We start from the raw sequence: 26506 nt of genomic DNA on the forward strand, positions 1-26506 counted from the left end.
TTCAGCGACGCTCTTCTCCCACTCAACAACAACGACAAGTGACGGAAGCAACGGACGGAAGACAAAGCCGGCCCAACAAGTTTCTTTAAGGCAGCTCTCAAGCTGCGCGGAACGTGGCCGTTCTCAAATGCGGCTGCAAAGGTAGGAAGAAATATTGATAATCCTATTATCCTCTGTAATCTTAGGCTTTGAATTAGGTTCTGATTTAGCTGAATTTTACGTTCAATCCCCCTCCTGGTTATCTGGCTCCACCCGTGTTCGGTTGGTACTTATTGACTGCAAGTGCAGTAACGCGCTATATTTTGTGGTAAAAACGTCACCACGGAAATAACACCAGGTATTAATGCAACACATTGTAACGTAGCTGAGCACCTCCTATTCTTTCAGTATGATCCTTAGCAAACCATTATAGAGGGGGGTGACCTGAAACCCACTCAAAAAGCCACAAAAAAAGCAGGCCCTTTAGAGGACCTGCTTTTTAAAATCTATCCGTTGAAGGATGAAACTAGGCAAGCTTCACTTTCACGGCGTTCAGGCCTTTACGACCCTGAGCAATTTCGAACTCAACTTTGTCTTTGTCGCGGATCTCGTCGATCAGCTCGCTTACGTGTACGAAGATGTCCTCGCCGGTCTCGTCCACTTTGATGAAACCAAAGCCTTTGGTTTCGTTGAAGAATTTTACAGTTCCTGTCTGCATGGTACTTTTGTGATAGATGATTTTTTAAGATAAGCAGTTCTCAATTCTGCTTACCCTCCTTTGGGGAGTGCTCAACAGGACTTTGTTCACTACATTTTCTTAAACCTGCTTCAAAGATAGTACTATCTTTTAAATTAACCATATACAGTACTATCATGCCCTGATTTTATACCAAAAAACGGGCTAACTGATGTGATTTAGCCCTTTATTTGTGGTTCCAAGCAGCTCTAAACAAGGTCTTTGGCTGCCGAAATGAGTGTTGAAGCAGCATTTCCAGCTTCGTTAAGGCTACGTTCCAGCTCCACCATTCCACCTGTTTTATTGATGCAAAGTCCAGCTTTCCGATTCTCGCGCCAACTAACTGTGCAACCCCAGGATATTGATGAGCTGGACCACGTAAATAACGTGCAGTACGTGCGGTGGGTGCAGGATACGGCCGGGGAGCATTGGCTGACGGCCTACCCGCCCGGCGAGCGTGAGCAGTACATTTGGGTGGTGCGGGAACACCGGGTGCAGTACCGCCACCCGGCCCTGCTGGGCGAAGAGCTGCGCTGCACCACGTGGATTGGCGAGGTGCGCGGCGCCCAGTGCCAACGCTTCGTGCGCATTGAGCGGGCTACTGATAACAAGCTGCTCTGTGAGGCGGAAACGCAGTGGGTGTTGCTTGACCCACTTTCAAAACGGCCAGTGCGCATTGAGCAGGACGTAGTGAAGCGGCTGTGGGAACCGGTTTAAAGTGAGTTTATTATTTAGTTTGAAGATTCTTCACCTCCCAATTTAATGAGAGCATTAGCTACTATCTTCATTAACTCAGGGCACTCAGGCTCGGAAATTAAAAGAATATAGCTCTCATCTTCGATAATTGTTTTGAAGAGATGTATAGCCTTGTACTTAGACGAGAATCGCCTCAATAAATTGTTACACCTAGGATCTTTAAGCTCATATAGAAATTCGTCTGGGTTGAGTTTTTGATTGGCATTACAGGCTTTTGGAACAGATACATAGACTTGTATCTCCTGGTCCTTCCATATAGTAAGAATGATTTCTTCAATGGAAGGATTACCTAAGGCGAACGTAAACTCAACTCTACAGATACCCATGAAAAAGATACTAATGTGACTACTGAGTTACAATAATTACGTTTTTATTTCCCTCCCCCAATGCCTGCCACCTTCCGCATCTATTCCTCATCCGCCGGCTCCGGCAAAACGTATCAGCTCACCAAGGAATACCTGAAGCTGGCGCTGGGCACTGATGACGCGGCGTACTTCAAGCGGATTCTGGCCATCACGTTTACCAACGATGCGGCCGGCGAGATGAAGGAGCGCATAATCGGGGCGTTGCGGCGGTTTGCATACCCGCAGGAAGGCGGAACGGACCAGTTGCTGGCGGATATTGCGGAAGAACTGGCCTACGAGGGCAAGCTGGAATACCTGCCCACGCCCGAGGAGCGGCAGCAGGAGCTGCGCCAACGGGCCAGCAAAACCTTCCGGCTGGTGATGTACCACTACGCCGATTTTGGCGTCAGCACCATTGACTCTTTTGTGCAGCGCATTGTAACGGCGTTTACCCGAGAGCTAGGCCTGCCTGCCACGTTTGAGGTGGAGCTGGACAGCGCTACCGTGCTGCAAAGTGCCGTGGCCCTGCTATTAGACCGCGTGAATCGGGACCCAAACGCGGCCCTGCTTTCGCGCACTATTTCGGACTTCGCTTTGATGAAGGCCGACGAAGGTCGGAGTTGGAACAACCTGCCCGATGAGCTAGTGGATTTCGGGCAGTTCCTGCTGAGCGAGCCGGTGCACGAAGCCGTAGACCAGTTGCAGAAGCTCTCGATGCAAGATTACCGCCGCCTGCACGAAGGCCTGCGTCTGCGCCGCGACGAGATTGAAACCGCCTTCCGGACGGTGGCAGAAGTGGCTCAGGAAGCAATTGAAACAGCCGGCGTTTCTGAATCAGACCTGTATCAGGGCAAGAGTGGCCTACTGGGCTACGTGACCAAGTGGGAGGAGCGTTTACAACCTGATAAGGAGGCTAATACTTACGTGCGGGCCACCGTGGAGCAGGACAAATGGTACAGCAGCAAAGTAAAAACTGCCGCCGATAAGGCCCGCGTGGATGCTGCTAGGCCGGTACTGCTTCAGGCCTACGAACAGATGGAGCAGCTACGGGCCCACCTGCTGCCCGACTATTTGCTGGTAACCGGCATGCTGCCCTACCTCTTTCAGGTGTCATTGCTGAGTGAGCTGAGCAAGGCCGTGGACCAGCTCAGCCGCGACCGGGGCGTGGTGCTGATTGCGGAGTTTAACCGCCGCATTGCGCAAATTGTGCTGCGTGAGCCGGTGCCGTTCCTGTATGAGCGCCTCGGCGACCGGTACCAGCATTTGCTCATCGACGAGTTCCAGGACACCTCGGTGTTGCAGTGGAACAACCTGCTCCCGCTGGTGGAAAACGCCGTTTCAACGGGCAGCTTGAGTTTGGCCGTGGGCGACGCTAAGCAGGCCATTTACCGGTGGCGCGGGGGCGAGATGGAACAGATCCTGCGCCTCTACCAGAACCAGACGGAACACCTCTACGGCCGCATTACCGACGAAGAGCTGCGCGGCCTGTTGGCCGACCGCTACTTCACGCTGGACCAGGCCCTGGAACCCGCCAATCTTAACAAAAACTACCGCTCGGCCAGCGAAATCATTCACTTCAATAATGCCCTGTTTGCGCACATCAGCCACTCGCATGCCATGCTGCCGCTGGTGCAAGGCATTTACGATGAGGGCTTTCAGCAAATAGCGCCGCCGCAGAAAGCCACTGCCGTACTAGGCCACGTGGAATTGCTGTTTACCGAAGACAGTGCGCCCGCCTGCCGCTATGATGCGGCCATTGGCACGTACACACCGGCTTTGTTGCCAGGCTACACCGTTGGCCAGACGCTGGATTACGAGGAAAGCACCCTCTACCTCACCCTGCAGCTGGTAGAGCAAGCGCTGGATGATGGTTTCCGGCTCCAGGATGTGGCTGTGCTCTGTCGCCGCCGCGACCACAGCCGACGCGTAGCCAAGTTCCTGAAAGAGCGTGGGTACGATATCATCTCCGCTGACTCCCTGTCGTTGGAGTTTGCGGAGGTGGTGAACCTATTAGTGGCCCTGTTTCGGGTGCTCAACCAGCCCGCTGACACCCTGGCGCGGGCAGAAGCGCTGCTGCTCACGGAGCGCGTAGTGCGCGGCCTCGACCCCACCCCAGAGCGGGCCCGCCACTGGGCCGAGCTGGCCAACGCGGAGTCGGCGCTGCCATTCTTTGATGAGCTGCGTGCCCTGGGCTACGACGTGCGAGAGCGGGAAACCGGCAACCTAGGCCTGTATGAGCTGACGGAGCGCCTCATTGGCCTATTCGGGCTCCTGGACCGGGCCGCGGAGCGAGAATACTTGTTCCGCTTCCTGGACCTGACGCTGGAGTACAGCCTGCGCTTCGGCAACAACCTCAATAACTTCCTGGCCTACTGGGACCAGAAGAAGAGCAGCCTCAGCATCAACGCCCCCGCCGGCCGCAACGCCATTACCATCACCACCGTGCACAAAGCCAAAGGACTGGCCTACGGTGTGGTGATAGTGCCGTTTGCCGATTGGTCGCTGACGCCGTACCGCGGCACGCTGCTCTGGGGCCGGCTCAGCGAAGAATCGGAGAAGCCCGTTGCGCAAATGCCGGGCGTGGCGGTGCTGCCCCAAACCCAGGCGCTGCTGCACACCCCGCTGGCCCTGCAGTACACAGAGGAACTGGAAAAGACCTTCCTGGAAGGCTTAAACATGCTATACGTGGCTTTCACGCGCCCTCGCCACCGCCTGTACGCCATTACCCGCAAGCCTAGGCCAGTAAAGGCGACAAAGGAAGGGGAAGTCCCCGCCCCGCCAGAGCCCGCCAAAACCGTGGCCGAGATTCTGCATCGGTATCTGCTGAGCACCAGCCAGTGGGAGGATGAACAGATGGCCTACGTAGTGGCCGATGGGCAACGCACGGCCCCTCCTATCAACCTAGCCTCCATCAAGCCCAACCACGACCTGCCCCTTACCAACCTTACCAGCACGCCCTGGGAAGAGCGCCTGCGGTTAAAGCGCCACGCCAATACGGTATTCGACTTCGACGACCAGCAGGAGTTGCGCGAGTGGAACCGTAAGCTCCACTACGCCCTGCGCCGTACGCACCTGGCCTCTGACGTGGAGCGCGTTGCGGCTATGCTAGTGGCCGAAGGCTTGGTGAGCACCAAGGAACGGCCGGAGCTACTGCAAAAGCTGCGGAACGTGGTAGGCCACCCCGAAATGGCCCACTACTTCAGCCCCCAGGTGCAGGCCGAGGCCGAGCGGGAAATCCTGGTGGGTGGCACCCGCAAGCAGGACTACAAGCCCGACCGCATCGTGTTTGAAGCGGCGCCCAACGGCGGACGGGGGCGCGTTACCTTAATTGACTTCAAGGTGCCACCCGCCGAGCCACGGCACCGCCAGCCCTTGCTTAAGTACGCGGAGCTGTTCCGCCAGCTTGGGTACCAGGATGTGCAGTGCGTACTGTACTACTTTGATACGCAGGAGGTATTAAAATTCTAATCACGGATTCAGTCTGTGTGGGCAGGTAACCAAGAGCCCATTATGCTGAGCGCAACTGAAGCATCTTGCTTGCTGAAGTTGCCATAGTAGTGTGATTACCAATGCGCGAGATGCTTCGGCTGCGCTCAGCATGACGTTCTAGCAGTGTACAACGCCCTGGCTGCCTATATAGCCTAGACGGATATTTCGGATTGCAGTGGTTCGCTTTAAGGAATCTGGCACATGCGTAACTGCCGTTTTACGGTTGGTTGAAAAGTATTGAGCGCTGTAATTTCTAACGTAATTTTGGCCCTGGCTTTAGCTCACTAGCAGCGGGCAGCTTATTGCACCAGATATAGATGCCTGCGCATCCGTGTTATCCGAGAAATCCGTTTCAATCCGTGATTTATGGCAGTTCCCCGCAAGGCCGCGCTTGGTTTCATTTTCCTGACCTTGCTGCTTGATGTCACGGGCATTGGCATCATTATTCCGGTGATACCCAGGCTCATCCAGCACCTTACCGGCGGCACGGTCAGCGATGCGGCGCGCTACGGCGGGTGGCTGGTGTTTGCGTTTGCGGCCATGCAGTTCCTGTTTTCCCCCGTGCTGGGCAACCTCTCCGACCGGTACGGTCGGCGGCCGGTGCTACTGCTTTCCCTGCTGGGCTTCGGTCTTGACTACATTCTGGTGGCCTTTGCCCCGAGTATTGCCTGGTTGTTTGTGGGCCGCCTGATTGCGGGCGTGATGGGGGCTAGCTTCACCACGGCCTCCGCTTACATTGCCGACATCTCGGCGCCGGAAGAACGAGCCCAGAACTTTGGGATGATTGGCGCTGCGTTTGGGCTGGGCTTTATTATTGGGCCATTGCTGGGTGGGCTGCTGGGTAAGCATGGGCATCAGCTGCCGTTTCTGGTGGCCGCGGGGCTCACATTCCTGAATGTGGCCTACGGCTACTTTGTACTGCCCGAGTCGTTGCCCGCCGAGAAGCGCCGTCAGTTTGAATGGAGCCGGGCTAACCCTATCGGCTCGCTTAAGATGCTGCAGCGCTACCCCGTTATTATGGGGCTGGTGGCATCGCTGCTGTTCATTTACGTGGCTGCTCATGCTACCCAATCTACGTGGACTTACTACGTGATGGAGAAGTTTAAGTGGGATGAGGCCTGGGTAGGCTACTCACTGGGGGCCATCGGGCTGCTGGTGGCACTGGTGCAGGGTGTGCTGATTCGGCGCATCAACCCGGCGCTAGGCCAGAAGCGGTCCGTGTACGTTGGGATGGCGCTGTACGCCGTTGGGTTCGTGCTCTTTGCCTTTGCTACCAAGGGCTGGATGATGTTTGCTTTCCTGGTGCCCTACTGCCTGGGCGGCATTGCGGGACCGGCGTTGCAAGGTATCATTTCCGGGCAGGTGCCAGCCAACCAGCAAGGCGAGCTGCAGGGTGCCCTCACCAGTCTGATGAGCCTGACCTCCATCATCGGCCCGCCCCTAATGACTAACCTGTTTGCTTACTACACCAGCCCTACCACTCCTGTGTACTTCCCTGGGGCTCCCTTCCTGCTGGGTGCGGTTCTTATCCTCATCAGTCTGGGTTTGGCAGTGCGCTCCTTGGCTACCTATGTTACACCAGCCCCTGCTGACGCGGAGGCGGAGCCGGTAGTGAGTGTAGGCCACTAAGCAACGCTTATATAATTCTCTTTATGTTAACTAATTACGGATTCAAGCTCCGGTATATATTCCTGCCCGCCGTTTTGTTGGTATGCAGCTTTTTGGTGGTTTACGGCTTACTATACTGGTTACTGGTACTGAAGTGGGAGTTTTTCGACCCTAATTCCGATTTGGTCTTTTGGCTGCCTTTCGCGCTGGGTGGCCTAGCAACCTTTTGGGGGCTGCGCAGTCGGGTTAACTTACTGCAACGGAGTGCAGACAGCCGTTGGGTAACCTTATATTATCTGGCTCCCTGCGTTATTATCTTAATAGGTTCACTGACCCTATGCGACTACCTAACCCAGGCCACCGGCATACTAACGACGCTGAGTGCGCCAAATGAAGTAGCACGCTTCACCCCCACCCGGTTTTACGCGCTCAAACAAGGCTATGCGTATAAGCCCGGCGCCGGCCTCGAAGTAACGGTGACTCCGACGGGTAAAAACAATACTCAACTCCAGATAAAGGTTTATGCGGCTTGCCCCATACTGGCTACTGCCGCCGACTCCAGCACCAGCACCGCTGCCCTCTGGCTGGCCTGGACTAGGTCGAAGCAGATAGCTGCGGGCCTACCCCAGCAGGAAAAGGAACAGTTATTCAAAGAATTTCTCACCGCCTGCGAATCTGAGTTTCGGGCGGCTGATCTGGATGAGTATCGCTACCTCTCCAGAGTAACTGCCGCCGACGGAAAAGCCGAGCTTCAAACTGCCGCGCGACGTAGCCCTCTCTACCGCGCCTCTGGTCCGCTCGTGCTGGTAATGCCTCAAACTGGGCTGTTCGAGGAGCGGACCGTGGCACCGCTCCGGCACCTGGTTTGGGCGCTGAGTATCGGGTTTGGAGTGTACCTGCTTATGCTGGTATTCCCGCAGGTTGGGGCTACCACGGGCGAGCTTTGGCTGGCGGGTGGTACTGCTACGCCACTCTGGCCCCAGATCCGGCCCATCATTCTGCCCAGACCGGGGTATGTGGTTACGCCTTTGCTGGTAGGCAGCATTGTGTTGGTATATCTGGCGATGGTAGGCGCCGGCCTGGGCGTCACGGCGTTCCGGTCTGCCGACTTACTGCGCTGGGGTGCTTCGAGTGGCCTAGTGGTGCAGCAGGGGGAGTGGTGGCGCCTGCTCACCAGCACGTTTCTGCACGGCGGCCTAATGCACATTCTCTATAACGCCTTAGCACTAGGAATGATTAGTTGGCTGATAGAGCCAGTAGCCGGTGCTTTACGCTTACTGATAACCTACTTTGTAAGTACCGTAGGGGCAGGCTTGGTAAGCACCTGGTGGCACCCAGAAACGGTGAGCGTAGGAGCATCGGGGGCTATTTTTGGCCTCTTCGGGGTATCCATTATGCTCAGCCTAAGCCCAAGAATACCAGAAGAAGACCGCGGTAGCCTTCTTCTGATACCCTTACTATTCGGCATTCCAAGCCTGCTGTTTGGCTGGTTTATACCTTCGGTTGATAATGCCGCACACTTAGGTGGCCTGGCTACCGGCCTGCTGGTTGGGGCTGCTTTGCTCCCGACTTTCCCATCGTACTACCAGCGGTCCATAAGCCGGTACTAAGTCGTCAGGCTGGTACCGGGCCACTCCTACCGTCGTCCCAGCAGATTCTTAAGTCCCTTTACGGCTTCGGGTATAGCCAGCGCCAGTGAGGCAATAGAAGCCACTGAGGCCACCTGGCAGTAGAAGCATAGGGCTTTGTTTTCCTTCCACTCTTCCTGGCCTAGCTTCAGAGTAGTGACGGTGTCAAACAGAGTTTTAAGCCCCATGGCTACCGGAATAGCGGGCTGTTTGCTGGCCCGGTGTAGGCCACCGGCTCCGGCCAGGCAGGCGGTTAGGCCGTAAGTTACAATCATGGGCAGGGCATCAGGAGTGTCTAGGCGCTTGTAGCCGTAGTCGGAGGCGTCTACCTTGTCGGAATCAAAAGGGCCTACGGGCGGGTCGGGCAGGTGGTGGATAATGCCAGTTTGGTACATGCTCACAATCTGACCGGCGGCCACGCCCAGCAGGGAGAGGCCGATAATCCAGCGGCGGCGTTTGAGGTCGGGGCTTTGCCCGAGGCGGAGTTCAAGGCTAAGTTGAGTAGGGTCCATTGAAAGAACAGTTGCAGTTGAGTTTCTACCACTGGTACGTGGCCGTTAGGGGGTATGGTTAAGGTGGCGCTTACGCTAGGCCACTTCGGTAGGTAAAGTTTAGGAACTGAGTGCTAGTACAGTTCCTTATAGCAGAACCAGACTACCGACCACTAGCCGTATCTTTACTAGCCTATGATTTCCTCCCCCGCCGCCCCGCTTACCACTTCTGCTGCCACCACAAGTCTTCCCGCCGCCCTGCCCTTCCTCACGCGCATGGCCCGGGAGCTGGTGGCGAAATACGGCCCAAGTGATGAGCTATCGGACTTAGTGGTAGTGGTGCCTACGCGGCGGGCAGTAGTATATCTGCAGAATGAGCTGAGCCTGGCTGCCGAGGCAGGGCGGGCCGTCTGGAGCCCGCGCATTGCCGCCATGGAAGATTACATGGTGGAGCTGGCCGGCGTGCAGGTGGAAGAACCCATTGCCCTGCAGCTGCTGCTGTTTGAGATTCTGCGGGAGATTGACTCGAAGCTGGATTTTGACCAGTTCGTGGGGTGGTCGGGGTTGCTGCTCCAGGATTTTTCGAGCCTCGATCAGAACCTGGCTTCACCCAAGAAAATCTTTGAATACCTGTCGCAGGCCAAGGCGCTGGAGCGCTGGGAGCTGAGCAACGAGCCCGCCCCGCAGAGCACCACGGCCGCTTACTTCCGCTTCTGGGACGACCTGGAGAAGGTGTACCGCCGCCTGCGCCGCCAGATGGAGCGCACCCACCTGGCCTACCCGGGCCTGGCTTATCGCCTCGCCGTCAATAAAATTCAGACCCGTCTGGAGGCCGACGAGACGCTGCCCCAGCACGTGTTCATAGGCCTGGGCTCCCTCTCCAAGGCTGAGGAAAAGCTGATTCGGCTGCTGCGCAAGGCCCGCCGGGCGGAGGTGCATTTTGACGGCGACACATTTTACCTGGAGCCCGGCTCGCCCAACCGTGCCGGCCAGCACCTGCGCCGCTACCAGGATATTTTTGAGCTGCCCAACGAGAACCTTGGGGGGCCCGCTGATTTGCTGCGGGGCCTGCCGCGCGAAATCCGGTTTGTGGGCGTGGCTAATGCTTCTATGCAAGGCAAAGTGGCCGGGCAGCTGCTGGCAGAGTCGCGCCGCGCGAACCCCAGCGCCAAAGTGGCCGTGGTGCTGCCCGACGAAACCCTGCTGCTGCCCGTGTTGCACGGCCTCCCGCTGGATGCAGTGCCCGAGTACAATGTGACCATGGGTTTGAGCTTCCAGAGCACGCCCCTGTTCAACCTGGTGGATCTGTTGTTTGAGGTGCACCTGACCGGTGTGCGCGAGGGCTCTGCCGAAACCGGCTACGGGGTACCGCGCTACCACCATTTGGCCGTCAGCAAGCTGCTGCAGCATCCGTTCCTTAGGCGCTACCAGCAGTGGCTCGATAAGCAGCCAGAGGAGAACTACCATGGTCTGCTGGATAAGGTATGCCGCACCATTGTGAAGCGCCACGCGGTGCTGCTGACGGCCGAGGAGTTGCAGGCGTGGGGACAACACCACCCCCTTATTCAAGCCTTGTTCACCACCTGGAACAACTGCGACGACATCATTGCAGCTTGCTATACTCTGATTGACCTGCTCAAAAAGGCTTACCAGGATCAGCATTCCGCCATTGAGGCCGAATACCTATACCTGTTTTTCACGTTGGTAAAGCGGCTGGATTCAGTGTTTGACTGCCGGGAGCAGCGGCTGTCGGTACGCTCATTCCGGCGGTTTTTGTACGAGCAGATGAAGAACACCCGTCTGCCGTTCAGCGGGGAGCCTATTGCTGATGTGCAGGTGATGGGTCTGCTGGAAACCCGCGCCCTCGACTTCGACCACATCATTATTTTGAGCTGCAACGAGAACGTGCTGCCGGCTCCCAAGCGCCATAGTTCTCTGTTTCCGTACGACGTACTCACCACCTTCCAGCTCCCCACCTACGCCGACCATGAGGCCGCCACGGCTCACCAGTTCTGGCGCCTGCTGCAGCGGGCCCGGCAGGTAGATCTGCTCCATATTCTGCCCGGCGCCGAAGGTACCCGCACCGGCGAGCGAAGCCGCTTCCTGCTGCAAATAGAAAACGACCTGCTGCCCCAAAGCCCTGGCCTACACCTGCAAGACCTGACGGTGACCTCACCCGCTGATGAGTCAGTCAACCCACTGTCTTCGCGCCCTCCCACCACATCGGCGCATGAACTGACGCTGGAGCGGGAGATGGAATCACCCGGCGACATTGTATTGGAGAAGGATGCCGGCATGCTGTTGGCTCTGCGGGAGGTGCTCACCAAAGGCCTCTCGCCTACGGCCCTTAACCAGTACCTAAACTGTTCCCTGCAGTTCTACTTCCAGCGAGTAGCCCGTTTTCGGGAGAACGATGAGGTAGAAGAAGCCCTGGGCCCCGATGGCTTCGGGACGGTAGTGCACGAAGCACTGGAAGAGCTGATGCAGCCCTTTCAGCAGCGCAAACAGCCAATTACCGCTGCCGATATTCCGGGTCTGGTAAAGCTGGCTCCTATAATGGTGGCAAAAGCCTTACGAAAAGAAGAGGAAGGTCGCCATGCTCGCGCCGATGAGGGCCTCAACCACGTGCTGGGCCAGGTGGCCTCGCAGTTGGTGCGCCGTTATTTAGAGGGGCTGCCAGACCAGCCAGGCGCGCTGCCGCTGCAGGTACAGAGCCTGGAAGAGGCCCTGCAGGCAACGGTATATGTGCCCCTGCCTTCGGGCGAAAAGCTACCCGTAAGCCTGGTTGGCTTCGCCGACCGGGTAGACCAGCTCGCTGACGGCCGCCTACGGGTTATTGACTACAAGACGGGCCTCGTGCAGGCATACGACTTGCGCCTGCTCAAGCGCGGCGAAGGCCCCGCCGATGCCGTAGAACACTTGGTAACGGATGCCACCCCCAGCGCCGACAAGGTGCGGCAGCTCTGGCTGTACCGCCTGATGCTGGCCCACGGTGGCCGGCCCGCTGCCGATGCCGCCATCATCTCTCTGCGCAACCTCAGCGCCGGCCCCATGTCGGCCGACATGAGCTTCCTCACGGAAGGCGGCCAGGACTTTGTGCAGCACAGCGAGCAGCTGCTGGGCCGCCTTGTCAACCGTATCCTCGACCCGCAGGAGCCCATCCGTAAAACCGACGACTTAGATAAGTGCCAGTACTGCGCCTATCGCGGAATTTGCGCCCGCTAGGCCATCAAGAACCACCTTAACCGTAGATTGCAGCCCAGTACCTACCCCACCACTGGCCTGGCACTACAGCCGGGCTCTTCCCAAGATACTATGGACAAGTTCATGCAGGCCGCTATTGATGAGGCGCTACAAGGCCGTAAAGAAGGCGGCATCCCGATTGGCTCGGTGCTACGCCGTGGCGACGAGATTGTGAGCCGAGGCCGCAACAAGCGCGTGCAGGAAGACAACCCCATCAAGCACGGCGAGATGGATGCTCTCTATAACGCCGGCCGCCAGCGCTCCTACCGCGACACCGTGCTCTACACCACCCTCATGCCCTGCTACATGTGCGCCGGCACTATTGTGCAGTTCAAAATCCCGAAAGTAGTGGTGGGCGAAGACCAGACCTTCGGCGAGTCCCGCGCTTTTCTGGAAAGCCACGGCGTAGAGGTTGAAATCCTGAACCTGCCCGAGTGCGTGCAGATGATGCAGGATTTTATTCGCGACGAGCCCACCCTCTGGAACGAAGACATAATGGAGCTGTAAAAGCAAGCCCGAAGAGGCCACGGTGGGGCAATTCTATCAGTGTAGCATCCGGCGGATACTGCTGGTAGCTGCCGCTAGCGTGGTACTGCTCGCGTAGTTGGTTATGGGGGGGGCAGCTTACTAACGGCTCTTTCCGCTGAACCGTGCTGCCCCCTGACGGGTTATAGGGCAGAACAATCTGTGCGCTAAAGTAAAGTGCCCAAGTGGCCTGGGCCCTACTACCTTTGCTACGATAGTCCCGTTTGCCCCACCCTATGCCCAACCACGACCCTCTGCTTAGTGCCACCAAGAAATGCCCGGCTTGTGGTTTCTGGAGCAATTGGCAGCAGCGCTCCGATGACCGGTGCGAGCGGTGCGGGCAGCTACTCGACCCGCAGCGCCTCCGTAGCGAACAGGCCCGGCAGAAGCAGGCCGATGAGCCGCTGCCCTCCTTTCTGCAAATCCAGATCAGCCCCGATGACAGCCCCACCGTTCGCTTCTTCAAGAAAATCATCCGGGGTGGGCAGCTGGCGTTTGCGGCCATGGTGTCGTTTATGGTCTGGTTTCTCACACTGCTGGCCGGATGAAGTGGCCTAGGGAGCTGCGCCACCCCATTTTCCTGGTGGGTACGGGGCTGTATATTGTGGTGGCCATGTACAAATACGGGGGGCCAGTGGCGGCCCAGTGGCCCGTGTTGCCGCGTCTGCTTCGGGCCTACCTGGGCGATGCGCTGGCGCTGCCGCTGGAGCTCACGCTTATGCTCTATGCCATGCGGCACTGGTACTTCCGGCGGCCCGAATTTGTGCTGCCCACTTCCTGGATTTTTAGCTTCTGGTTGGTAACATCAGTATGGTTTGAGGGCATCTTGCCGCACTATGATGCCCGCGCCACCGCCGACCCGCTTGATGTAGTGGCCTACGCCTTGGGCGGCCTTATTTTTTGGCGCTGGATGAACCAGCCCGCCCGGCCCATTCCCGAACCATAAGCTCGTAGTTGTGCGTATATACCCCTTAAAGCCCCGTTGGCCCTGTGTCGCGGGGCTTCTGCATTAGCCCGATGGGCAAATAACTTCTCAGTGTATGCTACAGGATTTGAACCGCGTGCTGGCGGCGTATTGGCAGCAGTTTTTGTTTATTCTCCCCAAGCTGCTGATTGCCGGGGTATTACTGCTGATTGCCATTTTCATTGCTAACCGGGCAAGCAACCTTCTCGGCCGGCGCCTGCGTAGCCGCTCCTCCGACCCCCTGCTCCCCGACTTTCTGGCCAACATTAGCAGGTGGGTTATGTTACTGGCGGGGCTACTGCTGGCTTTCAACATATTGGGGTTCTCGGGGGTAGTAGGCAGCCTGATTGGGGCAGCCGGTGTGTCAGCTTTCGTGGTAGGCTTTGCCTTAAAAGACATCGCGGAGAATTTCCTGGCAGGGGTTATTCTGGCCTTCAACCGCCCCTTTCACATCAACGACACCGTGCAGGTGCGGGACCTGATTGGGCACGTAGAAGCCCTCAACCTACGTACCACGCTCATGCGCACGTTTGATGGCAAGCATATCTTCCTGCCCAACTCTATGGTGCTGAAAGAGCCGCTCACTAATTTCACCCGTGACGGCAACCTGCGCCAGGAGTTTACGGTGACCGTGGAGCTAGGCCAGGACGTAGCACCCGATGCGGCTATTAACGTAATTCTGAATTACCTGCGCACCGTACCCGACGTGCAGCAGGTGCCGCGCAGCCCCTACGTGAACCTGGAAAAAGCCACTGCCACCACCGCCGACCTGCGCGTGTACTTCTGGACCGACTCTGAGGACTTCCGCCGGGGCGTGATTCAGCAGAAAAGCCGGCTTATGCAGGAAGTTAAACTGGAGCTGATTGGGGCTGGCTTAAGCGTACCGGCCCTTGGCCAGTAGGTTACATACCTGCCCTAGCTGGTATAAAGGCCGAGGCTGGTTCCAGGCTTTGCTGTGAGAGTACCCGTAGAAGCGTGCGTATGTTAATCAGCCCACTTATATTATCATGAAAGTGGCAGATTGCTTGCCTAGGCCAGTGCTTTTGCCGTTGTTACAGCGGAGCTAGTCAGCCGCCCCGGACTTCCGGTCAGCCAATGGCTCCAGTTGCGCGCGTATGTCTAAAAATACTATTCACCGGTTGCTGAGTCCCTTGTTGTTATGGCGTTTACGTCATCTCAACGACCGGGTGTACCTCATTCTGGTGAGTGTGCTGGTGGGTATTTTTGCGGGCCTGGCCGCCGTAGTTCTTAAAACCTCGGTGCACGATGCCCAGCACCTGCTGTATGCCTGGGTGCCAGAGCAGTACCGGGTGTTTGCGCTATCCTTGTATCCTATTGTGGGTGTAGCCCTTACGGTACTATTTACCCGCTACTTTCTGGGCGGAAATCTGGGCCGGGGCATTGGCCCTATTATTTACAACATTGCCCGCCAGAGCAGCATTGTACCGCGCAGCAAGCTTTATTCCCAACTGGTTTCTTCCTTTCTGACCGTAACGTTTGGCGGGTCAGCGGGTCTGGAGGCTCCTATTTCCGTAACGGGGTCGGCTATTGGCTCTAATACGGCCCGGGTGTTGCGCATTGGGCGGCGTGAGCGGCGTTTGCTTACGGGCTGCGGTGCCGCCGCAGGTATAGCAGCCATTTTTAACTCCCCTATTGCCGGGGTGCTGTTTGCCGTTGAGGTTATCCTTTCAGAGCTTTCGGCAGCCTTTTTCGTGCCGTTGCTCATTTCCTCAGCTACGGCCACAGTAGTATCCAAAGCCCTTTACGCCGGCCAGCCGTTCGTGCTGATTACCACCAGCTGGCCCGTTGATGCAGTGCCTTTTTACCTGATGCTGGCGGGTTTCACGGCGCTGTTGTCGGTCTACATGATTCGGGTATACTTCTGGGCCGATAAGTTCTTTGAGCGCCGGCGTGGTACCTTCCGAAAGGTATTGGTGGGGGGCCTATGCCTGGGGTTGCTGGTGTTCATTTTCCCACCGTTGTATGGTGAGGGTTACAATATTGTGCAGCTACTGCTGGGCGGCCACGCTGAGCAGCTCGTGGATGGCTCCCTGTTTGCCGTGTATCGCGATGAAAGCGTAGGCCTGCTGCTACTGGTGGCGGGTGGCAGTATGCTGCTGAAAGTGGTGGCTACCACCATTACCATTGGCTCTGGAGGAAACGGGGGTATGTTTGGCTCTTCTCTGTTTGCAGGAGCACTTATGGGGTTCATCTTTGCTCGCCTGATTAACCTGAGCGGCATATATCCCATCTCAGAAGTTCATTTTATAGTACTGGGTATGGCTGGCACGCTGGCGGGCGTGGTGCATGCCCCGCTCACGGGCATCTTCCTGATTGCCGAAATCACGGGTGGCTATGCCTTGTTCGTTCCGTTGATGGTCGTTACCTCGGGGTCCTATCTCATTACCCGCTACTTTGAACCTTACTCCGTGTACACGCGCAAGCTGGTGCAGCGGGGCGTGTACGTAAACCAGGACCGCGACCGGGGCCTGCTGGCTCAGTTGGATCTAAACGTGCTGGTGCAGACCGATTTTCTAACGGTACACCCCCAGGACACTCTCGGAGAGCTGGTTATTGCCTTTCGGCATGCCACGCGCAATCTGTTTCCGGTGGTAGATGAAGAAGGCCATTTGCACGGTATTATCAGCCTTGATACCGTCCGGGATGCGCTCTTCGACGACGAGCATTACAACACCACCAGCGTGCGCGACCTGATGAGTGAGCCCCCCGCCACCGTGCGCCCCGACGATGCTATTCAGGATACTCTTCGGTGCATGGAAGAGCTCGGAGCGTGGGCCCTGCCAGTCATTGGCACTGATGAGCGGTACCAGGGCTTTATTCTGAAATCAAGCATTCTGGCCAGCTACCGGCGCCAGCTAATTCGCGAAAGCGAAAGCTGAGCATTAACCCACCTAAGACTACCATTACTGCTTTGCACAAGCTAAGCAAACGCTTAATACTCCCCAATTTCGGGGTCTTCGGGGGCGAGGAGCAAACCAGCCATCATGAGTAGGCCCGTCAGGAGAATAACCACAAACAGAATGTTCTCGCCTACCTCACCAATGCGGTGCTGGGCCGGAATGCTGTAGTACAACAGCACCGTAATAAGGCCTTTAGGGGCAATGAAGAGCTCCGGAATCAGATCGGTGCGGGCAATATAGCGCAGGTAGAAGTAGCGTATGGCTGTTAGTACTGCCACAATCAGTACGCCCTGCAACAGCAATGGGCCGTTTATCAGGCTGCTGAGCGTGATGCTAAATCCAAAGAGCAGAAAAAAGAACGTTCGGATCAGGAAGGCCGACTCGGCCGTGATGCTGCGCAGCTGGTGAGTTTCTGCTTCAAGCTGCTCTGGCCGAAACCAACGCCGCAAGAGCGGCCCTTTGAGGAATAGCTCCGCATTGTTTACTGCCAACCCAAACACCAGCACCAGCAACAGCGACGACAGGTGCAGCTTCTTGGAAAGGCAGTACATAAGTACTAGAAAGGCCAGAATCAGGAAAAATTTCACGTGCAGCCGAATGCGCCCAAGCAGGAAAGCCAGCATGGCGGTACTCAAAATGGCTAGCACAAGCACGGCCACCACATCGCGCCCAAACGTAACCACCGACATGCCCTGCGCAAAGTTTTCCTGCAGCGCAAAGTTGAAAGCCATAATGCCGAGAATATCCGAAAAGGTACTTTCGTACACAATAAACTCTTGCTTTTCGCCCACTAAACTGGCCACACTGGGAATTGCAATAGCGGAGCTGATGATGGCCAGCGGCACCGCATTCACCAGGCAGGTCTGAAAATTAACTCCCAGCCACAGATGCAGAATACTGGCAATAGCCGCGGCCTGCACCACCAGCATCAGCGCCGCCGCCAGAAACGAGCGCCGAATAAGTGGGGCTTTGTCGGAAGAGAGCTTTAGATCCAGCGCCCCCTCTAACACAATCATTATTAACCCGATAACCCCAAATATTTCCAAGACTACCTGAGGAATTGGCAGGGTAAAGTCAAAGTAGTCGGCGGCCTGCCGCAGGGCAATACCCGTGAGCAGCAGCATCAGCACCGAAGGAACCTTGGTAGCGCGAGCTGCCAGATCAAACAGGTAGGAGAGCACAATGGCCAGACTCAGGCCAATTAGAATGGAATAGGTACCCATGCAGCAGAAAACTAATCAATGCATCAACGATACGCAGAAAATGGCGTTTCAACCGGATGCGTACTTTTTCTGGGCTACTTCCGGCCTACCTTTGCCCCATGCAGAGTGCAGCTGATTCTGGTGGCGTGGTAGCCGTAGTGGGCGGAGGTCCGGCGGGGTTGCTGGCCGCCCAACGCCTGGCGGAAGCGGGCCTCCGGGTGGTACTATATGAGGCCCAGGCAACGGTAGGGCGTAAATTTCTGGTGGCAGGCCATGGTGGCTTCAACCTGACTAACGCTGAAGAGTTACCGTCCTTCAGTGCCCGCTACGCCGCGCACCAGCCCCGGTTCCGGGATTTCCTAGGCCACTTCTCTCCCACTGACCTGCGCCAATGGACAGCCAGCCTGGGCATTGCTACCTACGTGGGCACGAGCGGCCGGGTATTCCCAATGGCTGAATACAAGCCCGCTCAACTGCTGCGGGCGTGGGTAGCGCGGCTAGGCCAGTTAGGCGTAGACATCCGGACGCGGCACCGCTGGCTTGGGTTTGCCGGCACCACTGGCCTACGGCTGCGCCACGAAACTACCGGCGAAGAAACCACCGTGCATCCCCTCGCAACTGTGCTGGCACTAGGTGGTGCCAGCTGGAGCAAAACCGGCTCTGATGGGCGCTGGACCATTGCCCTTGCCAATATTGGGGTGCAGTGCACGCCTTTTCAGCCCTCTAACTGCGGGGCTGAGGTGGCCTGGTCGTCCTTTTTTCAGGAGAAGGTAAAGCGCACCCCCCTTAAGAATATTGCCCTTACGTGCGGTACAGTTACGGTGCGCGGTGAGGTTATGCTCACGGAGTATGGCCTAGAGGGCACTCCGGTTTATGCGCTTACGCCTGCCATTCGGGAGGCCCTGGGCCACCAGGTGCCAGCCACCGTTTTGCTGAACCTGAAGCCTGATCTAACGCCCGAGGCCTTGCGCCAGCGGCTGAGCCAGCGCCGCAGCGGTACCTCTTGGGCATCTTTCCTACAGAATACCCTGCGCTTGGGGCCGCCCATACCAACCCTGTTGCGTGAAGCAGGGCCACCGGTAGTACCCACCACCCCGGAGGAGCTAGGCCACCTGCTTACGCATTTACCCATCTCCATTACTGGCCTACGCCCTCTAGAAGAAGCCATCAGCACCGCCGGCGGCGTAGCCTGGGAGGAGCTTAACTCATACCTCATGCTGGTACGGCGCCCCGGCACCTTTGTAGCGGGCGAAATGCTAGACTGGGAGGCTCCTACCGGTGGGTACCTGTTGCAGGGCTGCTTTAGTACGGGTGCCTGGGTTGCCAATGGCGTAATACACTGGCTGCAAGGCAGCCGGCAGCCGTAACGGTGGCGCCAGAAATCAGCTGTCGCTTTCGCGCACCTTGTGCGCTTCTTCGGCGGCGGCCAGAATAGCCTTGGCTTCATCTACCAAGCGCTGCCCATAATTGAGTTGGTGGCGCAGAATAAGCGCAAACAGCACACAAAACGACGCCAAGGGCAACACCCAGCCCAGTGCAAACCACAGCCAGAAAGAGCGCCCATAGCTTTGGGCGCAATGTGCCGTGGTGAGGGCCAGCACCGACAGGCCCAGCACAAGGGCCAGCACCAGCAGGGGAGCTACCAGCAGCATAGGACTAGGTATGAGTACGGCGAGTGGCATATGACTACAGTAATATACGCGGATGCTGCCAGAGTTACAAGGCCGGGGCCGGGTCTTGTTGCTACCTGCTATAACGCGTGGCGTACGAGGATGTTTACTTAAGTTGGCCGGAAAGTTGCCACCGGCGCTACCACCATTCACGGGCTTTTTCCGTACTAAACGGTTTGCCTCCCCTTCCTCCCCGCCTGCCTACCCTATGTGGGAAAATCAAAGTCTTTTCCGCGTCTCGGCACAGCTTTTTGCCGATGGCGTATTTAACCTGCTTGATCGGACGCTAAAGCCGGAAGTATTTCTGTTGGGCCTGGCCTCGGCCCGGGAAGCTGACGACCCCGAAGCCGTAGTAATAGAACCCGTTACTCACCGCTACCAGCCCACAGATTTTGCGGCTGTGAAAGCTCGCGCAGCTTCTCTGGAGCCCGATGGCCCCCGCGAAGTAGTGTACCACCTGCATCCCCTCGACCACGACCGGTACGAGAAACAACGCTGGTATGAGCTGTTGCGCCGGGCCACCGAGCACACCCTCAATGATCTGGTTGCCAAGCAAAGCGAAGAGCGGGTGAGCTTCTGCTCCCAGCCTGTGGGCGTGTATAACTACCAAGTTATTATTGTGCTGCAGCTTTCCCTGGAGGCCTACCAGAGTTATTATTCCCTAACGGGTAAAGCGGGCACCCGGCCCGCTTCCTTGCTCATGGCCACTATTCAGGAGTTTCTCCAGGATGCCTCGCGGGGCCTGCGCGAGTCGGATACCGACGACGACCGCCCGGTGCTTGACCGCGACTACAATGAGGTGCTACGGGCCGCGGGTCGGCGGTTTATGCTACGGGCCGCTGCCGGCACGCACGGCCTCTATGACGCCTGCAATGGCATAGCCGCCCTGCGCCACGAAGGTGATGAAGGTGTGGGCACCATGATTGTATCGCGCCGCAACCACCCAGCCGTGGTGCCCATCCTCACCCTCGACTCACCTATTCCCCTGCGCGACTACCGGCGGATTCGAAAGCTGCTGGAGCTCAGTGAAGACCGCAACGCCCTGCTTACCGATGCTACTGACGTGTTTGGCCTGGGGTATTTGGTGGAGCCTACCGATCCGCAGTACGAGCCTCTGTTTACGGTGCACTTCACTAAGCACTATAGCTGGGAGCTCAGCCACGATTGCCACATCATGATGAAAGTGGTATCGAACACGCCACGCCTGCCCCAGGGCACGGTTGATGAGAGCAATTTTGCGTTGGCTATCCGGCGGGTATTTCCGGGGGTAGATGCCGCAGGAGTGGCTTACCTCTGGGAGCTGACGCTTAAGGCCACCGCCCAAACCAACGGCACCATCCTCGTGATTTCAGAAGGGGCCGCGCAGGAAGCGGCGCGCCTCACCCGGCAGTGCTTTCGGGTGGCACCCCGCCTCATGACTCCCTCGGTGCTGCGCCTGGTAACCAACATTGATGGCGCCGTACTCATTGACCCCGCCGGTACCTGCTATGCCATTGGGGTAATCTTAGATGGCCTAGCCACTGAAAAAGGTGATTCCTCACGGGGCTCCCGCTACAACTCCGCCTTGCGCTACGTTGAAAGCAGCCGGTATCCAGTGCTGGCCATTGTGGTGAGCGAAGATGGCTGGATTGATCTGCTCCCGCCCGTTCGGCGGTAAGTAACTTCCGGGCGCTGCTGGTGCATGCCTGGCTTACCTCGGCGTTTCTACAGCCACCTCTGCGGCTTTGGCCGTCGTAACCACAAAAGCCCCTGGCGACTTCACCGTCGTCAGGGGCTTTGTGTATTAATTTTCCAGCTGATTACTAGGCTTACAGCCTGGCGGCAGGCAGGCTCTGTTTCTTAGCCGTTTACTGAATTCATCATTTGCTCAGGGTAGCGCAGGCCAGCCGCCGCTTGTTGGGGCGCAATACGGTCAATTCGGGCCAGATCTTCCAGGCTAAGCCGGATTTCAGCCGCTCCTACGTTCTCCTCCAGGTAAGGCACACGCTTAGTTCCTGGAATGGGCACGATATGCTCACCCTGGGCCAGCACCCAAGCCAGCGCCAGCTGCCCGGCCGTTACGCCTTTCTCATCCGCCATTTCTCTGATTTTCGCCACCAGGTCGAGGTTCTTTTGAAAGTTCTCGCCCTGAAAGCGCGGGGTATGGCGGCGGTAATCATCTTCGGCTAAATCTTCATACCGCTGAATCTGGCCAGTCAGGAAGCCCCGGCCCAGCGGGGAGTAGGCTACAAAGCCAATGCCTAACTCCCGGCAGGTATGGAGCAGCTCGTCCTCCGGGTCGCGGCTCCAAAGTGAGTACTCTGTTTGCAGGGCCGTAATGGGGTGCACAGCATGCGCCCGCCGTACGGTGTCGGGGGCGGCCTCTGAGAGGCCTAGATACCGGACTTTACCTTCTTTCACCAGCTCCGCCATAGCGCCCACAGTTTCCTCAATGGGAGTGTCAGGATCTACGCGGTGCTGATAATAAACATCAAGGTAGTCGGTGCGCAAGCGGCGCAGGCTTCCTTCGCAGGCCTGCCGCACGTATTCAGGGCGGCCATTAATCCCGCGCTTGGTAGGGTCACTGGGGTCACGCTGAATCCCAAACTTGGTAGCCAGCACTATTTTGTCGCGGCGGCCCTGCATGGCTTTGCCCACTAGCTCTTCATTCGTGTAGGGCCCATACATGTCGGCGGTGTCAAAAAAAGTAACACCCAACTCCAAGGCTCGGTCAAGGGTGCGAAGACTTTCTGCATCGTTACGGCCGGCGTAAAAGTCCGACATTCCCATGCAGCCAAGGCCTAAGGCTGAAACTTGCGGGCCTTGCGGGCCCAAAGTGCGCGTTTGCATAATTTCAGAACGGTTAACTAGGGTAATATGAGGGGAAACACAACGCAATCAACGTTTTGCCACCGGCGTTTCAGCTCAGCCGTTAGAGCATGCTGCCCAAACCAGTGATGCTTAAAGAACTGCCTGAAGGAGGATGTGGTTTTCAGGAATCCCAAGCAAGTAAAAAACACTGCGCAGTAGCGCTCTAATAAGTGCCCTACCCCCAGAGGGCCTCCACTCAATGTCAAGCCCGTAGCGTTTCCCCGCGCCGCGTGCAGATGTGCCCCCGTTGCACCCTGGCGTATGTTTTTAAGCTTGGTCAAGGGCCCGTTTATTTGTACTTGCCCTTGCTTTTCAACCCTATACAATACTCTATTTTAGCTTAAACCCCGAAAAGATTCAACTAACAGTAGTTAACGTTCAGGTTGTCGGCTTAAATTCACGGCAACTAATGCGCCAACCAGATTATCCTGGCCGCTCCCTCTACCATTACGTGGCGCCTGTAGCTAGTTAACGCGCGCCACAAGCTTATCCGATCAGTTCAGCTTTAGCTCATGAATAAATTATATGCACTAGGTATGTGCGTGACTGGCCTACTAGTATGCCGCACCGGCTATGGCCAGACAGGGAGTGCAGAAGTGTCAGTTTCGACCAATATTACAACGTTAAAAAAACAATATGAACAATCAATAAATCTTAACTCGCGCTTGTACAATGGGCCCGAGTATGTATTCTACGATAAACTTTACCGTACCAAGCAAGGCCATCAGTTTTTTAATGAGCCCGAATTAAAACCAGGCGAAATATTATATGACGGGCAACGCTATTCCAATATACCCCTACTTTACGACACTCACCTTGATCAGGTAGTATCAACCCTCCCGAGTAACGCAATTACTTATCGTTTAATAAACGAGAAAATCCAAGCATTCACTCTCCAGAACCACACCTTTGTGCGGTTGGTAGCACCTCCTACGCCTAAAACGCCAATAATCACTGGCTTTTATGACCTACTTTTTGATGGCAACGCTAAATTATTTGCCAAGAGAGAGAAGAGTCTAGAAAAACGAGCAGAGCAAAACTCTGTTAAAATTATTTTTCTTGAATCAATAAATTATTTCATCTATAAGGACAATACGTATTACCCTATTACCAGCCTAAATAATTTCGTTAGCTTATTTCCTGAAAACAAGGCGAGCCTTCAGAAATACGCCCGCACCAATAAGCTAAAGTTTAATAAGGCTAATCGGGAAGTAAGTTTGGTAAAGCTTGCTCAGTACAATGCTTCATTAGCGCATTAATCACTATCCCTTTTGGGTATAGTTTAGTCTACTTTCGCTTCTATCCTTCCGTTTTATGAAGATATTTTACGCAGGATGCCTGCTGCTTATTCTAGGCCTGTGTAGCTTTTCAGGATACGCGCAAAACTCCACTGGCCCGCTGCTACGGCTTGACCTGGAAAAGGCTTCTTTTGAGCAATTTGCCGAGGAGGTAGAATCGCAAACGCCTTACCGCTTCTACTTTGACCCGGCTACTGTGCAAAAGGTCGCCATTACGGTACATGAGGTGGCCGTTCCCCTCGACTCAGTGCTGCGGCGTACATTCAAGGGAAAGACCCTACGTTTTGCCGTAGATGCCAAAAACCGGGTATTTATTACTGAAAACTCCGCCATCAGAACGGAGCTGCCTATTGGCTACTTCAAACCCGATGTTGGCCAAGTGGCCTACGAAGATGAGCCAGCTGCCGCCGAGCTAAGCCCACGGGCCAAAGCCCGCGCTGGCAACACGCTTAGGGCTACCGTTACTGAAATTGGGTTACCTGGTTCTGCCACGGGCAAAATGGCTACCCTGGCTGGCCACGTGCGCGAGAGCAAATCCGGGGAGCCCGTAATTGGTGCTTCCGTTTACATTGAGTCGCCAAACATTGGTACTTCTACTGACCAGTTTGGGTATTACTCACTCACGCTGCCCGTGGGCCGGCATGAGCTGAAAATCCGAGGCATTGGTGTAAAAAACACTAAGCGCCAGATTATGCTCAACAACAACGGCAAGCTGGAGCTGGAGCTGGAAGAAGACATTACCTCTCTGAAAGAAGTGGTAATTGAAGCTGAAAAAGACCGTAACGTGTCGGGGATGCAGATGGGGGTTGAGCGGCTCGATATCAAGACCATCAAGCAGGTACCAACTGCCTTTGGCGAGGCCGATATTCTGCGGGTGGTGCTTACGCTGCCCGGGGTAAAATCGGTGGGTGAAGGCAGCACGGGCCTCAACGTGCGCGGGGGCGCCACCGATCAGAACCTTATCCTGTTCAACGACGCCACCGTGTACAACCCATCCCACTTATTCGGGTTTTTCTCGGCATTTAACCCCGATATTTTGAAGTCGGTGGAACTGTACAAAAGCGGTATACCCGCCAAGTACGGCGGCCGCCTTTCCTCCGTGCTAGACATTGCTACCCGCGAGGGCAACAAGAAAAAGTTTTCGGGGGCGGGCGGCATAGGCCTACTCACGAGCCGCTTAACCCTGGAAGGCCCCCTTGTGAAAGACAAAACGGCCTTTATTCTTAGCGGCCGCACCAGTTACTCCGACTGGGTACTGCACAAGCTGCCCAACAGCAAGCTAAAGCAAAGCTCCGCCTCCTTTTATGATGTAAATGCGCACATCAGCCACGAAATCAATGATAAAAACTCCATTTATCTAACCGCTTACAGCAGCCACGACCAGTTTAAGCTGGCCAACGACACGCTTTATAAGTATGAGAACTTGAATGGCAGCGTTAAGTGGAAGCACATTTTCAACAACAAGCTCTACGGGGTGCTCACGGGCGCTATGAGCCGGTATCAGTACAATATTACCAGCGAAGGCAACCCGGTTAACGCCTCTATACTGCGGTATAAAATTGGGCAAACCAGCGCTCAGGCCGATTTCAACTACTTCTACAGCGCTAAGCATACCATTGACTTCGGCATCAGCTCCATTCTCTACGATAACATGCCCGGCAGCCTAACGCCCCTCGGCACTGAGTCGTTGATTACCCCCGATGCCCTGCCGCATGAGAAAGGCTTGGAGAGTGCCCTGTACGCTTCCGACCGGATTGACTTCTCGCCCCGCTTCTCCTTGTCTATTGGGTTGCGGTATTCTATGTATAACGCCCTGGGCCCACGGGATGTGTACCAATACCTGCCCAACGTTTCGAAAACGGTAAATACCATTACGGATACGGTTTCATATAAAGCAGGTCAGGTAGCCTCTACTTATCATGGGCCGGAATACCGGCTGTCGGCCAGGTATGCCCTCACCGATAACTCTTCGGTAAAAGTGAGCTTCAACCGCATGCGGCAGTACATCCACATGCTGTCTAACACGGCTTCAATGTCGCCCACCGACACGTGGCGGCTGAGCGATGCCAACATCCGCCCGCAAGTAGGCGACCAGCTGGCCTTTGGCTACTACCGCAACTTCAAGAACAACACCATTGAAACGTCGGTGGAGACGTACTACAAGCTCATGCACGATTTTGTGGATTACAAGAGCGGCGCCACGCTGCTCCTCAACCACCACATTGAGACGGATGTAGTAAACGCTGAGGGCAAAGCGTACGGCGTAGAAGTAATGGTGCGGAAGGTAACCGGCAAAATCAATGGCTGGGTGAGCTACACCTATTCTCGCTCCCTGGTGCAGGTGAATTCTCCGGCCACTTCCGATGTAGTGAACGGCGGTAAGTACTACCCCAGCAACTTCGATAAGCCCCACGACTTTACCATGATCGGGAATTACCGGTTTAGCCGGCGCTTCAGCACCTCGCTGAATTTCACCCACAGCACCGGTCGGCCCATCACGCTGCCCCTGGCCAAGTACACCATTGGGAATGCTACCCGGGTGTACTACTCAGAGCGCAACGAGTACCGTGTACCGGACTATTACCGCACCGACTTTGCCTTCAATATTGAGGGCAACCACAAAGTGCAGAAGCTGGCACACAGCTCCTGGACGCTATCGGTGTACAACCTCACGGGCCGCAAGAACCCCTACTCGGTGTACTTCAAAACGGTTAACGGCCAAATTAAGGGGTACCAGCTATCGGTGTTTGCTCAACCTATTCCGAGCATCACCTACAACTTTAAGTTTTAACCAGGCGCGAC

19 protein-coding genes are annotated in these 26506 nt (G+C 56.2%); 14 read left to right on the forward strand and 5 right to left on the reverse strand.

The annotated features are described in order from the left end of the window. Window positions 1-505 precede the first annotated feature (505 nt). On the reverse strand, window positions 506-697 hold the full coding sequence (locus HMJ29_RS18830; RefSeq protein ID WP_088841860.1) for a cold-shock protein: 192 nt from the start codon (window positions 695-697) through the stop codon (window positions 506-508). Window positions 698-1021: 324 nt separating this feature from the next. Between HMJ29_RS18830 and HMJ29_RS18835 the strand changes: the two genes are divergently transcribed. The 4 genes from HMJ29_RS18835 (at window position 1022) to HMJ29_RS18850 (ending at window position 8522) form a co-directional block, all read left to right on the forward strand. Continuing rightward, window positions 1022-1432, forward strand: a complete 411-nt coding sequence (locus tag HMJ29_RS18835; RefSeq protein ID WP_171592935.1) for an acyl-CoA thioesterase — start codon at window positions 1022-1024, stop codon at window positions 1430-1432. Between the two features lie 425 nt (window positions 1433-1857). Beyond that, the gene (locus HMJ29_RS18840; RefSeq protein ID WP_171592936.1) at window positions 1858-5283 is read left to right on the forward strand and encodes a UvrD-helicase domain-containing protein; all 3426 of its coding nucleotides are present in this window, start codon (window positions 1858-1860) and stop codon (window positions 5281-5283) included. A 387-nt stretch (window positions 5284-5670) separates the two neighbouring features. Then, the gene (locus HMJ29_RS18845) at window positions 5671-6933 is read left to right on the forward strand and encodes a TCR/Tet family MFS transporter (protein ID WP_171592937.1); all 1263 of its coding nucleotides are present in this window, start codon (window positions 5671-5673) and stop codon (window positions 6931-6933) included. 23 nt (window positions 6934-6956) lie between these two features. Then, window positions 6957-8522, forward strand: coding sequence for a rhomboid family intramembrane serine protease (locus tag HMJ29_RS18850; RefSeq protein WP_171592938.1), 1566 nt, complete (start codon window positions 6957-6959; stop codon window positions 8520-8522). A 26-nt stretch (window positions 8523-8548) separates the two neighbouring features. Here HMJ29_RS18850 and HMJ29_RS18855 read toward each other — a convergent pair whose 3' ends face one another. Next, window positions 8549-9052 (reverse strand): vitamin K epoxide reductase family protein, encoded by a 504-nt coding sequence (locus tag HMJ29_RS18855; RefSeq protein ID WP_171592939.1) that lies wholly within the window; start codon window positions 9050-9052, stop codon window positions 8549-8551. A gap of 174 nt (window positions 9053-9226) precedes the next feature. On the opposite strand from HMJ29_RS18855, the gene HMJ29_RS18860 reads away from it, so the two are divergent. The 6 genes from HMJ29_RS18860 (at window position 9227) to HMJ29_RS18885 (ending at window position 16663) form a co-directional block, all read left to right on the forward strand. Further along, on the forward strand, window positions 9227-12256 hold the full coding sequence (locus HMJ29_RS18860) for a PD-(D/E)XK nuclease family protein (RefSeq protein WP_244679033.1): 3030 nt from the start codon (window positions 9227-9229) through the stop codon (window positions 12254-12256). Between the two features lie 90 nt (window positions 12257-12346). Next, window positions 12347-12781, forward strand: coding sequence for a nucleoside deaminase (locus tag HMJ29_RS18865; RefSeq protein ID WP_171592940.1), 435 nt, complete (start codon window positions 12347-12349; stop codon window positions 12779-12781). 254 nt (window positions 12782-13035) lie between these two features. Beyond that, window positions 13036-13347 (forward strand): hypothetical protein, encoded by a 312-nt coding sequence (locus HMJ29_RS18870; RefSeq protein WP_171592941.1) that lies wholly within the window; start codon window positions 13036-13038, stop codon window positions 13345-13347. Beyond that, window positions 13344-13745 carry a hypothetical protein gene (locus HMJ29_RS18875; protein ID WP_171592942.1) on the forward strand — a complete coding sequence of 134 codons (402 nt, stop codon included), beginning with the start codon at window positions 13344-13346 and terminating at the stop codon, window positions 13743-13745. The genes HMJ29_RS18870 and HMJ29_RS18875 overlap by 4 nt, the downstream gene beginning before the upstream one ends. 94 nt (window positions 13746-13839) lie before the next feature. Next, window positions 13840-14664, forward strand: coding sequence for a mechanosensitive ion channel family protein (locus tag HMJ29_RS18880; RefSeq protein ID WP_171592943.1), 825 nt, complete (start codon window positions 13840-13842; stop codon window positions 14662-14664). Between the two features lie 214 nt (window positions 14665-14878). After that, window positions 14879-16663 (forward strand): chloride channel protein, encoded by a 1785-nt coding sequence (locus tag HMJ29_RS18885; protein ID WP_171592944.1) that lies wholly within the window; start codon window positions 14879-14881, stop codon window positions 16661-16663. A 53-nt stretch (window positions 16664-16716) separates the two neighbouring features. Here HMJ29_RS18885 and HMJ29_RS18890 read toward each other — a convergent pair whose 3' ends face one another. Next, window positions 16717-17907, reverse strand: coding sequence for a cation:proton antiporter domain-containing protein (locus HMJ29_RS18890; RefSeq protein ID WP_171592945.1), 1191 nt, complete (start codon window positions 17905-17907; stop codon window positions 16717-16719). A 98-nt stretch (window positions 17908-18005) separates the two neighbouring features. Here HMJ29_RS18890 and HMJ29_RS18895 point away from each other — a divergent pair, with 98 nt between their 5' ends. Further along, window positions 18006-19253 carry a TIGR03862 family flavoprotein gene (locus tag HMJ29_RS18895; protein ID WP_216634072.1) on the forward strand — a complete coding sequence of 416 codons (1248 nt, stop codon included), beginning with the start codon at window positions 18006-18008 and terminating at the stop codon, window positions 19251-19253. 15 nt (window positions 19254-19268) lie between these two features. Here the strand turns inward: HMJ29_RS18895 and HMJ29_RS18900 are convergent, their stop codons facing one another. Further along, window positions 19269-19568: a hypothetical protein gene (locus tag HMJ29_RS18900; RefSeq protein ID WP_171592947.1), complete on the reverse strand. Its 300-nt coding sequence runs from the start codon at window positions 19566-19568 to the stop codon at window positions 19269-19271. A gap of 196 nt (window positions 19569-19764) precedes the next feature. Between HMJ29_RS18900 and HMJ29_RS18905 the strand changes: the two genes are divergently transcribed. Then, window positions 19765-21213: a DNA integrity scanning protein DisA nucleotide-binding domain protein gene (locus tag HMJ29_RS18905; protein WP_171592948.1), complete on the forward strand. Its 1449-nt coding sequence runs from the start codon at window positions 19765-19767 to the stop codon at window positions 21211-21213. A 182-nt stretch (window positions 21214-21395) separates the two neighbouring features. Here the strand turns inward: HMJ29_RS18905 and HMJ29_RS18910 are convergent, their stop codons facing one another. After that, a complete protein-coding gene (locus HMJ29_RS18910) occupies window positions 21396-22319 on the reverse strand; it encodes an aldo/keto reductase (protein ID WP_366670776.1) in 924 nt (307 codons plus the stop codon). A gap of 599 nt (window positions 22320-22918) precedes the next feature. Between HMJ29_RS18910 and HMJ29_RS18915 the strand changes: the two genes are divergently transcribed. Together HMJ29_RS18915 and HMJ29_RS18920 are read left to right on the forward strand one after the other, a co-directional pair. Continuing rightward, the gene (locus HMJ29_RS18915; protein WP_171592950.1) at window positions 22919-23665 is read left to right on the forward strand and encodes a hypothetical protein; all 747 of its coding nucleotides are present in this window, start codon (window positions 22919-22921) and stop codon (window positions 23663-23665) included. 55 nt (window positions 23666-23720) lie between these two features. Then, the gene (locus HMJ29_RS18920) at window positions 23721-26495 is read left to right on the forward strand and encodes a TonB-dependent receptor (protein WP_171592951.1); all 2775 of its coding nucleotides are present in this window, start codon (window positions 23721-23723) and stop codon (window positions 26493-26495) included. The last annotated feature ends 11 nt before the right edge of the window (window positions 26496-26506 follow it).

This window comes from Hymenobacter taeanensis, from assembly GCF_013137895.1.
Taxonomy (GTDB): Bacteria; Bacteroidota; Bacteroidia; order Cytophagales; family Hymenobacteraceae; genus Hymenobacter; species Hymenobacter taeanensis.

Bases quoted from the DNA above. Each gene is read 5' to 3' on its own strand.
- HMJ29_RS18900 (WP_171592947.1), bottom strand. From the start codon at position 19,568: ATGCCACTCGCCGTACTCATACCTAGTCCTATGCTGCTGGTAGCTCCC.
- HMJ29_RS18870 (WP_171592941.1), top strand. From the start codon at position 13,036: ATGCCCAACCACGACCCTCTGCTTAGTGCCACCAAGAAATGCCCGGCT.
- HMJ29_RS18845 (WP_171592937.1), top strand. From the start codon at position 5,671: ATGGCAGTTCCCCGCAAGGCCGCGCTTGGTTTCATTTTCCTGACCTTG.
- HMJ29_RS18885 (WP_171592944.1), top strand. From the start codon at position 14,879: ATGTCTAAAAATACTATTCACCGGTTGCTGAGTCCCTTGTTGTTATGG.
- HMJ29_RS18895 (WP_216634072.1), top strand. From the start codon at position 18,006: ATGCAGAGTGCAGCTGATTCTGGTGGCGTGGTAGCCGTAGTGGGCGGA.
- HMJ29_RS18910 (WP_366670776.1), bottom strand. From the start codon at position 22,319: ATGTCGGACTTTTACGCCGGCCGTAACGATGCAGAAAGTCTTCGCACC.
- HMJ29_RS18840 (WP_171592936.1), top strand. From the start codon at position 1,858: ATGCCTGCCACCTTCCGCATCTATTCCTCATCCGCCGGCTCCGGCAAA.
- HMJ29_RS18860 (WP_244679033.1), top strand. From the start codon at position 9,227: ATGATTTCCTCCCCCGCCGCCCCGCTTACCACTTCTGCTGCCACCACA.
- HMJ29_RS18830 (WP_088841860.1), bottom strand. From the start codon at position 697: ATGCAGACAGGAACTGTAAAATTCTTCAACGAAACCAAAGGCTTTGGT.
- HMJ29_RS18835 (WP_171592935.1), top strand. From the start codon at position 1,022: ATGCAAAGTCCAGCTTTCCGATTCTCGCGCCAACTAACTGTGCAACCC.
- HMJ29_RS18850 (WP_171592938.1), top strand. From the start codon at position 6,957: ATGTTAACTAATTACGGATTCAAGCTCCGGTATATATTCCTGCCCGCC.
- HMJ29_RS18890 (WP_171592945.1), bottom strand. From the start codon at position 17,907: ATGGGTACCTATTCCATTCTAATTGGCCTGAGTCTGGCCATTGTGCTC.
- HMJ29_RS18915 (WP_171592950.1), top strand. From the start codon at position 22,919: ATGAATAAATTATATGCACTAGGTATGTGCGTGACTGGCCTACTAGTA.
- HMJ29_RS18855 (WP_171592939.1), bottom strand. From the start codon at position 9,052: ATGGACCCTACTCAACTTAGCCTTGAACTCCGCCTCGGGCAAAGCCCC.
- HMJ29_RS18865 (WP_171592940.1), top strand. From the start codon at position 12,347: ATGGACAAGTTCATGCAGGCCGCTATTGATGAGGCGCTACAAGGCCGT.
- HMJ29_RS18875 (WP_171592942.1), top strand. From the start codon at position 13,344: ATGAAGTGGCCTAGGGAGCTGCGCCACCCCATTTTCCTGGTGGGTACG.
- HMJ29_RS18905 (WP_171592948.1), top strand. From the start codon at position 19,765: ATGTGGGAAAATCAAAGTCTTTTCCGCGTCTCGGCACAGCTTTTTGCC.
- HMJ29_RS18920 (WP_171592951.1), top strand. From the start codon at position 23,721: ATGAAGATATTTTACGCAGGATGCCTGCTGCTTATTCTAGGCCTGTGT.
- HMJ29_RS18880 (WP_171592943.1), top strand. From the start codon at position 13,840: ATGCTACAGGATTTGAACCGCGTGCTGGCGGCGTATTGGCAGCAGTTT.